At 75.5% G+C, this 13,533-nt stretch carries 15 protein-coding genes; 8 read left to right on the top strand and 7 right to left on the bottom strand.

Annotation, left to right across the window (positions count from 1 at the left end):
* Positions 1–19: 19 nt before the first annotated feature.
* The 3 genes from AMR74_RS10870 to AMR74_RS10880 all read right to left on the bottom strand — a co-directional run bounded on the left by AMR74_RS10870 (position 20) and on the right by AMR74_RS10880 (position 1,687).
* Entirely contained in the window at positions 20–487 is a 468-nt protein-coding gene (locus AMR74_RS10870) for a DUF7112 family protein (protein WP_053772083.1), read from the bottom strand.
* A gap of 9 nt (positions 488–496) precedes the next feature.
* Positions 497–892: a 30S ribosomal protein S6e gene (locus tag AMR74_RS10875; protein ID WP_053772084.1), complete on the bottom strand. Its 396-nt coding sequence runs from the start codon at positions 890–892 to the stop codon at positions 497–499.
* Positions 893–958: 66 nt separating this feature from the next.
* Complete coding sequence (locus AMR74_RS10880; protein WP_053772085.1) at positions 959–1,687, bottom strand: lipoate--protein ligase family protein; 729 nt, start codon at positions 1,685–1,687, stop codon at positions 959–961.
* 135 nt (positions 1,688–1,822) lie between these two features.
* Here AMR74_RS10880 and AMR74_RS10885 point away from each other — a divergent pair, with 135 nt between their 5' ends.
* The 3 genes from AMR74_RS10885 to AMR74_RS10895 all read left to right on the top strand — a co-directional run bounded on the left by AMR74_RS10885 (position 1,823) and on the right by AMR74_RS10895 (position 5,055).
* Positions 1,823–3,502, top strand: a complete 1,680-nt coding sequence (locus AMR74_RS10885; protein WP_053772086.1) for a sensor histidine kinase — start codon at positions 1,823–1,825, stop codon at positions 3,500–3,502.
* Positions 3,499–4,482 carry a hypothetical protein gene (locus AMR74_RS10890; protein ID WP_053772087.1) on the top strand — a complete coding sequence of 328 codons (984 nt, stop codon included), beginning with the start codon at positions 3,499–3,501 and terminating at the stop codon, positions 4,480–4,482. Before AMR74_RS10885 ends, AMR74_RS10890 begins: the two co-directional genes overlap by 4 nt.
* Before the next feature lie 75 nt (positions 4,483–4,557).
* Positions 4,558–5,055 carry a PaaI family thioesterase gene (locus AMR74_RS10895; protein WP_053772088.1) on the top strand — a complete coding sequence of 166 codons (498 nt, stop codon included), beginning with the start codon at positions 4,558–4,560 and terminating at the stop codon, positions 5,053–5,055.
* Here AMR74_RS10895 and AMR74_RS10900 read toward each other — a convergent pair.
* The 4 genes from AMR74_RS10900 to AMR74_RS10915 all read right to left on the bottom strand — a co-directional run bounded on the left by AMR74_RS10900 (position 5,025) and on the right by AMR74_RS10915 (position 10,370).
* Positions 5,025–7,052: a molybdopterin biosynthesis protein gene (locus AMR74_RS10900; RefSeq protein ID WP_053772089.1), complete on the bottom strand. Its 2,028-nt coding sequence runs from the start codon at positions 7,050–7,052 to the stop codon at positions 5,025–5,027. The genes AMR74_RS10895 and AMR74_RS10900 overlap by 31 nt on opposite strands.
* The gene (locus AMR74_RS10905; protein WP_053772090.1) at positions 7,049–8,302 is read right to left on the bottom strand and encodes a molybdopterin molybdotransferase MoeA; all 1,254 of its coding nucleotides are present in this window, start codon (positions 8,300–8,302) and stop codon (positions 7,049–7,051) included. The genes AMR74_RS10900 and AMR74_RS10905 overlap by 4 nt, the downstream gene beginning before the upstream one ends.
* Before the next feature lie 124 nt (positions 8,303–8,426).
* Entirely contained in the window at positions 8,427–9,371 is a 945-nt protein-coding gene (locus tag AMR74_RS10910; RefSeq protein WP_053772091.1) for a CehA/McbA family metallohydrolase, read from the bottom strand.
* 57 nt (positions 9,372–9,428) lie between these two features.
* Positions 9,429–10,370 carry a DUF7139 domain-containing protein gene (locus AMR74_RS10915; protein WP_053772092.1) on the bottom strand — a complete coding sequence of 314 codons (942 nt, stop codon included), beginning with the start codon at positions 10,368–10,370 and terminating at the stop codon, positions 9,429–9,431.
* Between the two features lie 142 nt (positions 10,371–10,512).
* Between AMR74_RS10915 and AMR74_RS19125 the strand changes: the two genes are divergently transcribed.
* The 5 genes from AMR74_RS19125 to AMR74_RS10935 are packed head-to-tail and all read left to right on the top strand — an operon-like array spanning position 10,513 to position 13,524.
* Positions 10,513–10,689: a hypothetical protein gene (locus tag AMR74_RS19125; protein ID WP_167551909.1), complete on the top strand. Its 177-nt coding sequence runs from the start codon at positions 10,513–10,515 to the stop codon at positions 10,687–10,689.
* Between the two features lie 25 nt (positions 10,690–10,714).
* Positions 10,715–11,479 (top strand): Rho termination factor N-terminal domain-containing protein, encoded by a 765-nt coding sequence (locus tag AMR74_RS10920; RefSeq protein WP_053772093.1) that lies wholly within the window; start codon positions 10,715–10,717, stop codon positions 11,477–11,479.
* Positions 11,480–11,491: 12 nt separating this feature from the next.
* Positions 11,492–11,830: a hypothetical protein gene (locus AMR74_RS10925; RefSeq protein ID WP_053772094.1), complete on the top strand. Its 339-nt coding sequence runs from the start codon at positions 11,492–11,494 to the stop codon at positions 11,828–11,830.
* Between the two features lie 24 nt (positions 11,831–11,854).
* Positions 11,855–12,367 (top strand): nucleoside deaminase, encoded by a 513-nt coding sequence (locus AMR74_RS10930; RefSeq protein ID WP_053772095.1) that lies wholly within the window; start codon positions 11,855–11,857, stop codon positions 12,365–12,367.
* Positions 12,364–13,524, top strand: coding sequence for a carbohydrate kinase family protein (locus AMR74_RS10935; protein ID WP_053772096.1), 1,161 nt, complete (start codon positions 12,364–12,366; stop codon positions 13,522–13,524). Before AMR74_RS10930 ends, AMR74_RS10935 begins: the two co-directional genes overlap by 4 nt.
* Positions 13,525–13,533 lie beyond the last annotated feature (9 nt).

Raw genomic sequence — 13,533 nt, forward strand, 5'->3', positions numbered from 1 at the left:
CCGCGACGCCGCCGTGGTCCTACCCGTCGAGGTCGCGGGCGATGTCCGCGAGCGACGACCGCGGCCCCCGGTTCGCGTCGTACAGGGTCCGCTCGCCCGGGATCCGCAGCCCGTACAGCTCGCCGGGCACCACCACGTCGAGGACGACGCTGTCCCCGGGCTCCCGACCGTTCGCGTCGAGCCACTCGACCAGGCGGTTCGTCCCCTCGCCGGCCTCGCGCGCGAGCCGTCGGTTGTCGTACGCGCCGCGCAGCAGCCGCCCGTTCGAGTCGGCCGCGACCCGCGCGTGGCGCTCCTCGCGGTCGATCACGACGCGGATCACGTCCCCCGCGCCCACGCCGAGCGCGTCGCAAGCGCCGGACTCGACGCGCCCGTCGAGGGCGTCGTCGTCCGGGAGCCTGACGCAGGGGCGGCGAGTGCCGCCGCTGCGGGCGAGCGAGACGCGAATCGAGGAAACGTCCTCGCCGTCGGAGGGAACGCGAGGCATCGGGGCGCCTTACTCGTCGGCGTCGTCGCCCTCGCCGAGCGCGGCGGCCACGTCGCCGTCGCCGTCGACGACGCTGGCGTTGATCTGCGCGATGTCGTCGTCGACCTCGCGGCCGCGGACGGTGATCCGCTTGCGCTCGCCCTCGCGGGACGGCTCGAAGCCGACGCCGCCCTCCAAGAGGAGCTCCTTCAGGCGGGTGCCGGAGACGTCCTCGCGCATCGGGCGTCCGGTCTCGTCGGAGCCGCCGGTGAGTTCGATGGTGTGTTCGGGGAGTCCGACCGCGTCGCCGCCGATCTCGTCGCCGAGTTCGCGACCGAGGAATCGGTTGGCGTCCTGTCCGTCGACCTCTCGCTGGAACGTCTCGCCGGTCTCGGGGTCGGCGACGACGACTTTGAATTCGGCCATGCGCGAACCCAGATGCCCGCGCATAAAAAGCACGTCGAAACGTCGGAACCGCGGGCCGCGGCGCGCTCAGGCGTCTGCCCCGTCGACGCGGACGATCTCGCGTGCGCCGTCTCCCCACGCGCCCTCGACGAACGCGGCCTCGACGGCGCGAGCGACGGCGTCGGGGTCGTCCGGGCCGCCCGCGTCCGCGACGCTCCCGACCGATGCGGGGTCGAACGGCACGTCGAGCGCGCCGTAGACGCGGTCGGTGGCTCGCGCGATCGGGTCGGGGTCCGCCGCGGAGACGACGAGGACGCCCGCGACGAGCGCCGCGTCGGCGCGCACGCGCTGGGCGAGCCCCGCGATCTTCCCCCCGTTGGCGGCGCCGGTGCCGTCGGCGACCCGAAGGGAGTGGTCGCCGGGGCAGAACGCGTTCGGCGGCTCCCCGCGGACCACGTCGGCGCCGAGTTCGCGGAGCGCGTCGCGGAGCGCCTCGGTCGCCGTCTCGTACCGCGCGTCGATCGACCCGCGGCCGTCCCCGGTCGGCACCGCGACGCCGAACGACAGCGTCGCCCCCGTGTACGCGACCGCGCGGCCGCCGACATCGCGCTCGACCGGCGGGAACCCCGCCGCCTCGGCCGCCCGTTTCGCGGCCTCGAACCCGGGCTCGCGGGCGTCGCGCCGGCCGAACGCGACCTGTCGCGGCGGCGCGGTGACGCGGACCGCGGGGACGCCGTCCGCGGCCGACGCGAGCAGGGCGGCCGTCGGCTCCCGGTTCGCGGCCGGCGTCGCGAACTCCCCTCTGAAGACGCGCATAACGGACTGAACGGGGGCGGCGCACAAGCCCCTTGCGCCGGGCGGGACCGCGCGACGACGGCGAAGTCTCGGGCGGCGCGGGGGCGACCGCGTGACACAACAGTTTTGTCGGCCCTGGAAGTGGTACAGGTATCGATGAGCGATCTGGGCGCGCTTCCGGTCCAAGCGTACCTGACCGCCTGCCTGCTGGCGGGGGGCATCGGGCTCTGGCTCGGCCGGGTCGCGTGGCGGGAGCGCGACGAGCCCGGCGGGATCGAGGTCGCGCTCTACCTCCTGTGCGGCGGCGGCGCCTCGCTCCTGTACGCCCTCCGGGTCGCCGCGCCCGGCGAGGTCGCGATGAGGGTCGCGCTCAACCTGTCGACGCCGCTCATGGGCGCGCTCCCCGTGCTCTGGACTCTCTTCGCCCTGGCGTTCACCGGCCACGACCGCTGGCGGACGGAGAACCGGATCGTCGCGCTCGCGACCCCCGCGTTCGTCTGGGTTCTGCTCGCGTGGTCGAGCGCCACCCACGGCCTCGCCCGCCGCTCCGTGGCGCCGGTGACGGAGGGTCCGTTCACGCTGCTCGGCTACGGGCTCGGTCCCGCCGGGGGCCTGTTCGTCCTCCTCGCGTACGGGCTGTGCGTCGCCGGCGCGTTCCTCGTCGTCGACCTCTACGAACGGACGGGGAACCGGTACCGGCTCCAGACGTTCGTCGTCCTGCTCGGCACGCTGTTCCCGTTCCTGGCCGGCATCGCGACGTTCGTCGACGTGGGGAGCTACGCGAACCTCTCGTGGCTGCCGACGGCGTTCGTGATCCACGGCGTGTTCCTCTACGGGACCGTCTTCTGGCTCGGCACCCTCGACGCGGCGGTCGTCGCGCGCGACACCGCCGTCGAGGTGATGCAGGACCCCGTGATCGTCTCCGGCTCCGACGGGCGCATCCGCGACCTGAACCCCGCCGCCGAGGCGATCCTCCCGCCGGACGCGGTCGGGTCCTCGCTGTCGGAGGTGTTCCCGCGCCTGGAGGTCGGCGTCGAACACCCGATCGCCATCGACGGCCGGCAGTTCGACATCCAGGAGAACCCGATCACCGACCCCCGGGGGACCGACCGCGGCCACGTCTTCCTGCTCCGCGACGTGACCGCCCGCGAGGAGCGCCAGGCCGAGCTGGAGCGCCGAGAGGCCGAGCTCGAACGGCAGAACGAGCGCTTAGAGGAGTTCGCCGGCGTCGTCTCCCACGACCTGCGCAACCCGCTCGCCGCCGCGTCGGCGGGCGTCGAACTGGCCCGCCAGCGCGGCGACGATCCCGACGGCGCCTTGGAGCGGGCGGCGAACGCCCACGAGCGGATGGACGACATGATCGAGGGGCTGCTCGCGCTGGCGACCGCCGGCGAGACGGTCGACGAGCTCGACCGCGTCTCGCTCGACGGGACGGTGCGGCGCGTCTGGTCGCGGTTGGAGACCGCCGAGGCGACCCTGACCGTCGAGGGCGGCGACGCGACGGTGCTGGCGGACCGCGACCGCCTCGAACAGCTGGTCTCGAACCTGTTCCGCAACGCCGTCGACCACGCGGGCGAGGACGTCGCCGTCACCGTCTCGATCGAGGCCGACGGCGACCGGGTCGCGCTGGCGGTCGGCGACGACGGTCCCGGGGTCCCCGCGGCCGAGCGCGAGCGCGTCACCGAGCGCGGCGTGTCGCTCGGCGGCGGGACCGGCCTGGGGCTGGCCATCGTCGGCGACATCGTCGAGGCGCACGGGTGGTCGCTCTCGGTCGCCGAGTCCGACGCCGGCGGGGCGGAGTTCCTCGTCGAGGGGATGGAGGCGGCGGACGCGTGACCGGACCGCAGACCGAAGGAGCCGACCCGCCCGGGACGACCGTCGCGCTCCCCGGCGAGGTCGTCCGCCGGTACGAGAAGTTCTCGCGGTTCAACTCCCCGTACCCGGCCCACGACCGCGGCCGCGCCGTCGACCTCTATCCGGGCGACGGCGTCGGCCGCTCGCCGGTCGCCGGGGTCGTGAGTCACGTCCGTACCGTCGGCTGTCCGGACCGCCCGTACGCGGCCGCGGAGGACCACCTGATCGTCGTCGACCTCGACGAGGGGTGGTGCGCGCGGGCGGGCGTGCCCCCGGGAACCGTCGCGCGGATCCTCCACGTGATCCCCGAGGTGGAACCCGGAGACCGGGTCGCCGTCGGGGACGCGCTCGGCCCGACGACGCGCTCCGGCTTCTTCGGCCAGTGGGTCGACGACCACGTCCACCTCGGCTTCCGGGCCCCGGGCGCGGACCCCCTCCGGGCCAGCGGATCCCTCCCGGTCGCCGTCGACGCCCCGGTCGAGCCGGTCGCCTGGGACGGGACGGGCGCCGTCGTCGAGCGCGGGCCGACCCACGTCGTCCTCGACGGGCCGCGCCGCTCCGGGGCCGGGCCGGCGTTCGCCGCGCTCGCGAGCGACGAGGGCGTCCCGCTCGACGGCGGGCTGACGCACTACGCGGGCGGCGGAACGTTCGCGCACGCCCCGAGGCCGGCGGACGGCGCGGGCGGCGGCTCGCTCGGACCGGGCGACGCGGTGTCGCTGCTCGGCACGCGGATCGGTACCGCGGCCGACCACGAGGCGGCGGGCGGCGCGCCGCGCGTCGAGTGGGACGCCGTCGACGTCCTCGCGAACGGCGAGCGCGTCGTCGGACTGTCACTGTTCGCGTCGCGGACCGACCGGTTCGGCGTCAAGGTGGTCTGTCCGGACCGCGAGTTCGCCGTCGGCGAGCCGGTGACGGTCGAGGTCGTCCCGAGCGGCGACCCGATCCGCCTCGGCGTCGGGTGAGCGGCGGCGGGAATCGCCGGCCGGTTGTCTCGCGTTTCCGGGGGGTACAAGCCGGCCCGGCGTCTGCCCGGGAACATGGACCGCACGGACATCGCCGAGATGGACCCGCTGCCCGACGCGGCGATCGAGTTCGTCGAGCGGAAGTTGGAGGACGAGCACGGCTACCTCTCGTGGCTGAACACGGCGGTCGAGACGATCGAACGCGGCCGCGTCGTCCTCTCGGTCCCCTTCGACGACAAGCTCACCAACGCGGACGGGCGGACGATCCACGGCGGCGTGGCGGCGACGCTGATCGACACGGCCGGCGGCGTGGCTCAGCGCACGACGTTCGATGACCCGCTCGACGGCGGCGTGGCGACGGTGAACCTCAACGCGAACTACCTCCGCCCCGCGAACGGCGACCTCCGCGCGGAGGCCGAGGTGGTGCGGGCGGGCGGCTCGATCGGCGTCAGCGAGATGACGGTCACCACCGCCGGAAACGGGGGCGAGGCGGCCGCGGACGACGACGCGAACGACGGGGACCGGTCGGAGGTCGTCGTCGGTCAGGGCTCGTTCCGGCTGTTCCGCGAGTAGCCCGGGCGGTCGGCCAGGATCGCGTCGAGGGCCGGCCCGGCCTCGTCGACGGCCGCGTCGTCGTCGGCGTCCGCGCCGTCTCCGGCGCCCGTGCCGAGCGCCGCCGCCAGCGCCGCGACCGGCTCGCGGTCCGCGCGGTCGGGGGCGGCCCGCACGGCGACCGACTGCTCGCCGAGCGAGACGAAGTCACAGCCGAGCCGCTCCGCCGTCTCGCGCAGGCCCAGCCCGGCGTCCGCGTCGCCGGCGACGACGGCGCGGACCGGGCTCTCGAACGCCTTCGCGGTCCGCTCGTAGCCGTCGATCCGCTCGGCGAGGTCGCGGCGGTCGGCGTCGCGGTCGTTCGCGAGGTCGTCGAGCGCCGCGTCGAGGCTGCGCCGGAGCCCCGAGACGGTCGGGCGGTTGCGGAGGCGGAGGTCGCGGTCGACGAGGTCCGCGAGCCCGCTCACGTCGTCCGGGTTGCCCTCGGGGACGACGAGCCCCCACTCACGGGTCCAGCCGCCGAGGACCGCGGCGTCGACGTCGCGGTCGGTCGGGCCCGCGGTCACGGCCACGTCGGGGACGCCGTCCCGGAGCCGGCGGAGCCCCTCGCGAGAGCCGACGGCGAGGTACCGCGGGTTCGCGAGCCGGTCGAGCAGGCGGTTGAGCGCGGGGTCGTCCTCGCCGACGCCGAGCAGCGTCGGCGGGCGCACGTCGGGCGAGAACAGGTCGACCGAGACCGTCTCGCCGGCGTCGAGGTACTCCGTGTCGGGGTCGACCGCGACGACGCCGTCCGCCTCGACGAGGCTCGTCGTCGCCCCCGACCCCTTGTCGACCGGGTAGACGAGCGGGCGATTGCCGTCGTCCAGGTCGAGCAGGCCGACGGGCATCAGCCGCAGGCGCCCCTCGCCGTACCGCTCCCCGACGCCCATCCGGCCCTCGACGGTCGCGGTCGCGGGCTCGTCCCGCCCGGCCGCCTCGCGGATCGCGGGCGCGACGAACGTCCGGAAGATGGTGAGCGCCGAGACCGGGTACCCCGGGAGCCCGATGTACGCCGACTCGGCGCCCCGTGAGTCGTCCGCCCCGTCGGTGCGGTCGAGCCGCCCGACGAGCATCGGCTTGCCGGGCTTGACCGCGACGCCGTGGAGGAGGAGCTCGCCGCGCGCCTCGATCACGCGGTAGATGACGTCGACCGCGCTCGCGGAGGTCGACCCCGAGGAGAGCACCAGGTCGCACTCGTCGGCCGCGCGGCGGAGCAGCCGTTCCATCTCCGCGTAGTCGTCGCCGGCGTGCGGGTAGAGGACGGGCTCGCCGCCGGCCTCCTCGACGCCCGCCGCGATCGTCGTCGAGTTCACGTCGTATATCTCGCCGCGCTCGGGGTCGAGCTCCTCGCCCGGGCGGACGAGCTCGTCGCCGGTCGAGACGATGCCGACGCGCGGGCGCCCCTCGACCGGGACCTCGTCGACGCCGAGCGCCGACAGCAGCCCGATCTCGCGGGGCGTCAGCCGCGTCCCGGGGCCGAGCGCCCTAGCGCCGGCGGCGATGTCGGTCCCCGCGGGCATCACGTGGTCGCCCGGCGCGACAGACGTGCGGACCGCGATCCGGGCGGAGCCGTCCCCGTCGCCGGCATCGTCCCCGCCGACCTCGTCCGTCCGCTCGACCATCACGACCGCGTCGGCGCCGTCGGGCATCACCGCGCCCGTGGATATCTCGGCGCAGGTCCCCGGTTCGACGGTCACGTCCGGCTCCGCGCCCGCGTGGACCGCGCCGACCAGGTCGAGCTCTGCCGGGTCGGCCTCGTCGGCGCCGAAGGTGTCGCGCGCCCGCACCGCGTACCCGTCCATCGAGGCGCGGTCGAACCCCGGCACGTCGACGGCGGCGTCGACGCGCTCGGCGAGGACGCGCCCGCGCGCCTCCCGCAGCGGGACCGTCTCCGGCGCGGGCGAGAGGTCGAGCGACGCGATCGCCTCGCGGGCGGCCTCGGGGGTCGCGAGGTCGCGGAACTCCTTGCGGTCGCTCATTCGGTCACCTCCCAGAGCTCGACGTCGACGGGCTCGCCGGCGTCGAGCCCCTCCCGCGGCTCGGGGACGACGACCCACCCCTCGGCGAGCGCGACGCTGGAGAGGATCCCCGAGCCGCTCGCGCGCGTCGGCGTCGCGGTCGGGAGAGCGTCGTCGCCGTCAGTCGCCTCGGCCTCGTCGGGCTCGGAGAGCGACACCCGCGCGAACGTCCGCACGCCGGGCTCGCTCGCGACCTTCCGGTCGAGCGTCGCGCGGCGCGTCGGGAACGGGTCGGCGTCGGTCCCGCCCGCCCGCTTCAGCGCGGGCCGGAGGAACTGCGCCGCGTTGACGATGCACGCGACCGGGTAGCCGGGCAGCGAGACGATCGGCGTCCCCTCGGCCGCCCCGAGGCAGACCGGGTGGCCCGGCTTCAGGGCGACGCCGTGGACGAGCACCTCGCCGAGGCCGTCGACGACCTCGGGGATCAGGTCCCGTTCGCCGACCGAGGAGCCGCCGGTGGTGACGACCACGTCGGCGTCGAGGTCGGCCGCGACCGCCTCGCGGAGCGCGTCCGGGTCGTCGGTGACCACGTCGCGGTACCGGGCCTCGCCGCCCCAGCGCTCGACGAGCCGGGAGACGGTGAGGCCGTTCGTCTCGATCACCTCGCCGGGGCCGGGGTCGGACTCGACGAGCTCCTCGCCGGTCGGAATGACGGCGACTTCGGGCGGTTCCCGGACCGTCACCTCGTCGAGGCCGACCGAGCGCAACAGGCCGAGGTCGGAGGGGCGCAGGACGTGGCCGGGCTCGTAGAGGCGCTGCCCGTCCGCGACGTCCTCGCCGGCCTCGCCGACGTTCTCGCCGGTCGCGACCGCGTCGAACACCTCGACCTCGTCGCCGACCGACTCGACCTGTTCGACCATCACCACCGCGTCCGCGCCCTCAGGGACCGCGCTACCGGTGTGGACGCGCGCGGCTTCGCCGGGCGCGACGGCGTCGGCCTCGGCGGGCTTGGCCGCGAGGACCGCGGGCGAGCGGTCGCCGGCGCCGAAGGTGTCGCTCGCGCGGACCGCGTACCCGTCCATCGCGGCCCGGTCGTACCCCGGCACCGGCGCGGGCGCGTCGATCGGTTCGGCGACGACGCGGCCGTCCGCCGCTCCGACCGGGACCGACTCCGTCCGGTCGTGGGGCGTGACGGCGTCGAGCAGCGTCGCCCTCGCGTCCGCGACCCGGGTCCGCCGCTTGAACCCGGACTCGCGTCTGTCGTGGCTCATGGGATCACATTCGCGGCCGCGGGCAAAAACCCCGTTCTCCGCGGGCGGGGGCGCCGTGGTCTCCGGCCGCCGACCGCTTCGCGCCGCTCCGACGCTGTGCCGCTCCGTCGCTCCGCGCCGTCCGTCAGGCGAACCAGGAGAGGAGGCGCCGGGTGCGGTGGGCCGACTGGAGCGCGGCCACCTTCGCGGCGACGGCGCCGTCGACCGCGGTCCGCTTGGTGGCGCGCGCGCCCCGCGCGGCGCCGGTCCGCGCGTAGTAGGCCGACCGGCGCCCGGCCGCGCCGACGTAGTGTTTCGCCGCCATCCGGATCGGCGCGCGTCGCCCCTCGACCGTCGTCGTGCCGCGGCGGATCGCCGTCAGCACGTCGTCGGCGGTGACCTCGCGGACCGACTCGGCGCCCTCGATCGTCAGGTCGGTGTACGCCCGCCCGACGTACTGGAGGTGGTGCGCGTCGCTCGCGGCAACGCCGGGGTAGCCGTGCTCCGCCGCGAACCGCCGCGCGCGGCGGTTCCGGTACCCGGTGAACAGCCACGCGTTGAACACCTCGATGGCGTCGACCTCGGTGGCCGCCCCCGGTTCGGAGGTCGCCCCGCCGTTCGGCCTCGGTTGGGGAGCCTCCGACCCGGCCGCCTCGCCCGGCGCCTCGCCGGCCGGGTCGGGGGTCGCCGCCGCCTCGTCGGCCGGGCCGGGCGTCGGGATGTTGCGCTGGCGGACGCCGTGGCGCGAGCGCTGGAACGGGTGGGGGACGATCGCGACGCCGCCGCGGTCGCGGACCCAGCGGACCGTCTCGGCGTAGGGGCGCCCGCGGGGTGGCATCCGGTCGACGCCGACCGCGAGCAGGTGGCCGTGCGCGGTCGACACCTCCACGCCGGGGATCCCGATCAGCCCGTACTCGGGGGCGATCTCGGCCGCGCGCTTCGACTCCCGGATCACGTCGTGGTCGGTGACGACGACCGCGTCGAGGCCGATCTCGGCCGCGTGTTCTAAGATTAGCTCGACGGGCTCGTGGCCGTCGTAGCTCCCCTCCGAGTGGACGTGCGGGTCGATGCTGACGGTGACGCTGGACACGCCCGTCCTACGCGGCGGGGGGTATAAAAATGGACGAACGACGGCGGGCCGACGCGCTCACCCGAACAGCCCCTTGATCCTGTCGACGACCGATTCGTCCTCGTCGGCCTCCTCGGCCTCCTTCCGCTGCTGTTCGCGCAGCTCGCGGAGCTTCGCGGCCTGGTCGTCGGTCCCCTGCCCGCTGTCGGTCTTCACGTCGCCGCCCTGGAGCCCCTTCAGCTCCGAGACCGCGTCGTTGACCGCGCCGGAGGTCGTCCGCGTCTCGGTCGCGGAACCCGCCAGCTTCTCGGCGTCGACGTCCGCGTCGTCGACCGCGCTCGTGTTCAGTTCGAGCCGGCGCGTCTCGGAGCGCTCGACGCCGCCCCACGTCAGCTCCGCGTCCGACAGCTCGCGCTCGATGTCGGCGCGGACCGACTCCTCGGTGACCGCCTCGCCGTCGCCGCCGGCGTCCGAGCCGGACCCGCCGCCCGCCTCCGCGGCGCCGCTCCCAGCCTCGGACGTGCCGCCCTCGACCGCGCCGCCCGCGGCGCGCTCGACGCGGTGAGCGACCAAGGCACCGCCCGTCGCGCCGATGACCGCGACCAGCCCGAGAGTGTAGCCCGCGACGATCTGCGCGCTGTAGTCGGGGTTTGCGACGACGTTCCAGTTGCGCGGGTACGCCCAGGTGAACGCGGCGGTGCCGACGAGGGTGATCGCGACGCCGACGCCCGCCAGGTACAGCATTCGGCGGTCGACCGGGAGGAGGACGACGATGCCGAACAGCAGGGCGGGGAGCCCGGCCGCGGCGGCGACGGCCGCGACCTCGCGGACCGCGTACGTCGAGAGCGCGGTCGGGTCCAGCGTCGCGCTGTAGAGGAACACGACGACCCCGATCACCCCGAGGGCGATTCCGGCGGAGAACAGCCCGAACCCCGCGTACACGTCGATCGTCCGGTCTGGGTCGCCGACGTATCGGCGGTAGTACTCGATGAGGACGTTCTCTGCGTCCGCTTCGCTCATACGCGAACGTTTCCGCCGAGTGTAATGACTGTTACCCCGGCGGTCCCGGCCGGGCGGCGGCGCTCGACCGGAGCGGTCGGCGGTCGACCCCGCCGACCCGTGCGTTTTTCACCGCGGGCGACGAGGTTCCACGCGAGAATCCGTGACGCCCGAGTGCCCCCGCTGCGGCGCCGCGCTGTCGTCGCTGTCGCTTGGTGCCGCCACCGCCGTCGCCTGCGAGGAGTGCGGCTACGCCGACGTCGAGGCCGACCACTCCGGCGAGCCGCGGTTCGCCGAGAGCTGGGCGGACGCGCTCGCGCGCTTCGAGGAGGACCAGTAGCGGTCGACAGGACCCCACCCACACCATGCCCACGCTCGACATCTCCGAGGACCACGCCGACCGGATCGAAGCGCTCCGCGCGGAGCTGGCCGCGGCCCACGCCGGCCCGTACGCCTCCGTCGACCGCGAGGACGCGCTCGCGTACCTGCTCGACCTCGCGGACGCCGTCGACGACCCGGACCGCGTCGCGGCGCCGGCGACCGACGACGACGGCAGCGAGCAGTCGGCGGCCGCGGGCGACGCCGCGCCATTCGACCGCGCCCGCGCCCGGGAGCTGCTGGCGGCGCGGAACCGCCGCCGCGGCGACCCGGACCCGGACGACCCGATGGACCTGTCCGACATCGCCGCCGCCTTCGAGGTCACCGGCCGCAGCGAGATGACGAAAGACGAGCTGATCGACGCTATCCTCGACGCGGCGGCCGCCCTCGCCGCGGACCCGTTCTCGCGCGTGGACGTCGACATCGACGACGCCGCGGACGGCGCGGACGACGCCGTCGACGGAAGCGGAGCGACCGAAGACGACGACGGAGCTGATGCGGACGACGACGGCGGCGACGAGACTGAGGCTGACGACGACGGCGACGGCGACGCGAGCGAGGACCCGGCGGGCGGGAGCGACGACGGCGGCGCCGGCCAGCTGGACGCGATGATGAGCCTCCTCGACACCCACGCGGACAAGTGGCGCGAGGCCGACGGCGACGCGCGGTACGAGGTCGACCTCCCGGACGGGAGCGTCGAGACGGCGCGCACGAAAGACGACGTGCGCGCGCTGCTGTTCCGGAACTACTGACGAGGACCACACATGGGATTCATCGACGCGCTCCGCGCGTGGCTCTTCGGCGCGGACGACGACGCGACCGACGCGGGCGAATCGGACGACGAGGCGGGAGCGAGCGGCGACGACGGAGACGCGAGCGACGGCGACGACGGAGACGCGAGCGACGGCGACGAGCCGGACGGGCTCGACCCCGCCGGAGCGACCGAGACGCGCACCGCGAGCGCCACCGACGACGCGGTCGACGCCCTCCGCGACGTGCGGCGGTCACAGGACGCGGGGACTCCGGACGACGCGGACGGCGGCGGGCGCGCGCCGGACGACGACCGCACGAAGCCGTCCGACGGGGGCGGTACCAACCGTTAGGTACCCGGGGGCGAACAGGGGCGTATGACAGACGCGTCCGGCGACGGCGAGTTCCGGTCCCCTGACGACCTCCCCGAGGATCCGACCGACCGGGAGTACGTCGAGCGAGCGATCAGGCTCTCCGAGGAGGCGGTCGAGGCCGGCAACACGCCGTTCGGCGCGCTGCTCGTCGTCGACGGCGAGGTCGTCGGCGAGGCGCACAACGAGACGCGGACCGAGGGCGACGTGGCGGCCCACCCCGAGTTGACCCTCGCGCGCTGGGCGGCTCGCGAGCTCGACGCCGACGAGCTGGCGGCCTATACGATGTACGCCAGCACGGAGCCGTGCCCGATGTGCGCGACGGCGATCCACTACGCGGGCGTCGGGCGGGTCGTCTTCGGCGTCGACGGCGAGACCCTCGGCGAGCTCTCCGGCGACGTGGTGCCGATCCCCCTCGAGGAGGTGATCCGGCGCGCCGACGGCGACACGACCGTCGAGGGACCGGTCGCCGTCGAGTCCGCGATGGCGGTCCACGACGACTTCTTCCGCGAGTCGTGACGACGGGACCGCACGCGGGCGGCGGGGGCGATGCCGACGACCGCGCGGCCGACGAGACCCCCGCCGTCCTCTCCGTCGGCGCCGCGGCCATCGACGAGTGGTACGCGGTCAGCAACCTCCCGGAGCCGGACGGCGGCGCGTTCGCCGACGAGGTCACCTCCGCGTTCGGGGGCGTCGGCGCCAACGTCGCGGTCGCGCTGGACCGCCTCGGCCGCGACGCCGGCCTCGTCAGCCGCGTCGGCGACGACGAGTACGGGCGCCGCGCGCTGGCGTACCTCGACGAGACCGATGTCGACGGGACCCACGTCGCCGTCGGCGACGCCGCCCACACGCGCTCGCTCATCCTCCGGGACCCCGACGGCGAGCGCGCCATCGTCACCGCGGGCGAGAGCTTCCGCGGGCTCCGTCCGGGCGCGGACGCGCTCGCGGCGATGGCGGACGCCGACGTCGTCTTCCTCACCGCCTACGCGCCCGACCGCGCGGCGCGGCGGATCCTCGACCGGGTGGAGTCGCTCCGGGAGCGCTCTGCCTCGGGGGCCGACGGCGCGCCCTCGCCCGACGCGGGCGACGCCCCGCCCGCGCTCGTCTTCGGCCTCTCCGGGGCCGTCGAAGAGCTGGTCGGGCGCGGCACCGAGCCGACGACGGTCCACCGGTTCCTCCACCGCGCCGACCTGTTCGTCGCGGACGGCGTCGCCGCCCGGGCGTTCTTCGGCTCGGCGGCGGCCGCGGTCGAGCGGGTCGCGGCCGCGCAGCGTCGGGCGGCCGACCCCGAGGCCGGGCCCGGGACCCTGTCGCGCCGCGGCCCGACGTGGCCCCGCGCCGTCCTCACGCGCGGGGCGGACGGGATGACGGCCGTCGCCGGCGGCGAGGCGTCCCGGTTCGACGCGTTCGACGTCGAGACGGTCGACGCGACCGGCGCCGGCGACGCCTTCACCGCGGGGCTGATCGACCGGTGGCTCGCGGGGGAACCGCGGGGAGCGGCCGAGCCGGGGGAGCCCTCGGCCGACCGCGAGGCCGTCGCTTCCGGCGTCCGGTTCGCGGCCGCCGTCGCCGCGATCAACTGCACGAGCCGGTTCGCGCAGCCCGGGCTCCCGACCCGCGACGAGGTCGAGGCGTTCCTCGCCGAGCGCGGGTTCGGGCCCGACGGGAACCCGTAGCGGCCGGGC

The sequence above is a fragment of the Halorubrum tropicale genome (genome assembly GCF_001280455.1).
In the GTDB taxonomy this organism is placed as follows: Archaea; Halobacteriota; Halobacteria; order Halobacteriales; family Haloferacaceae; genus Halorubrum; species Halorubrum tropicale.

What these genes read in the sequence shown, in the direction of transcription:
- AMR74_RS10870 (WP_053772083.1), bottom strand. Translation starts at nt 487, where the DNA reads ATGCCTCGCGTTCCCTCCGACGGCGAGGACGTTTCCTCGATTCGCGTC.
- AMR74_RS10875 (WP_053772084.1), bottom strand. Translation starts at nt 892, where the DNA reads ATGGCCGAATTCAAAGTCGTCGTCGCCGACCCCGAGACCGGCGAGACG.
- AMR74_RS10880 (WP_053772085.1), bottom strand. Translation starts at nt 1,687, where the DNA reads ATGCGCGTCTTCAGAGGGGAGTTCGCGACGCCGGCCGCGAACCGGGAG.
- AMR74_RS10885 (WP_053772086.1), top strand. Translation starts at nt 1,823, where the DNA reads ATGAGCGATCTGGGCGCGCTTCCGGTCCAAGCGTACCTGACCGCCTGC.
- AMR74_RS10895 (WP_053772088.1), top strand. Translation starts at nt 4,558, where the DNA reads ATGGACCGCACGGACATCGCCGAGATGGACCCGCTGCCCGACGCGGCG.
- AMR74_RS10900 (WP_053772089.1), bottom strand. Translation starts at nt 7,052, where the DNA reads ATGAGCGACCGCAAGGAGTTCCGCGACCTCGCGACCCCCGAGGCCGCC.
- AMR74_RS10905 (WP_053772090.1), bottom strand. Translation starts at nt 8,302, where the DNA reads ATGAGCCACGACAGACGCGAGTCCGGGTTCAAGCGGCGGACCCGGGTC.
- AMR74_RS10915 (WP_053772092.1), bottom strand. Translation starts at nt 10,370, where the DNA reads ATGAGCGAAGCGGACGCAGAGAACGTCCTCATCGAGTACTACCGCCGA.
- AMR74_RS10920 (WP_053772093.1), top strand. Translation starts at nt 10,715, where the DNA reads ATGCCCACGCTCGACATCTCCGAGGACCACGCCGACCGGATCGAAGCG.
- AMR74_RS10925 (WP_053772094.1), top strand. Translation starts at nt 11,492, where the DNA reads ATGGGATTCATCGACGCGCTCCGCGCGTGGCTCTTCGGCGCGGACGAC.
- AMR74_RS10930 (WP_053772095.1), top strand. Translation starts at nt 11,855, where the DNA reads ATGACAGACGCGTCCGGCGACGGCGAGTTCCGGTCCCCTGACGACCTC.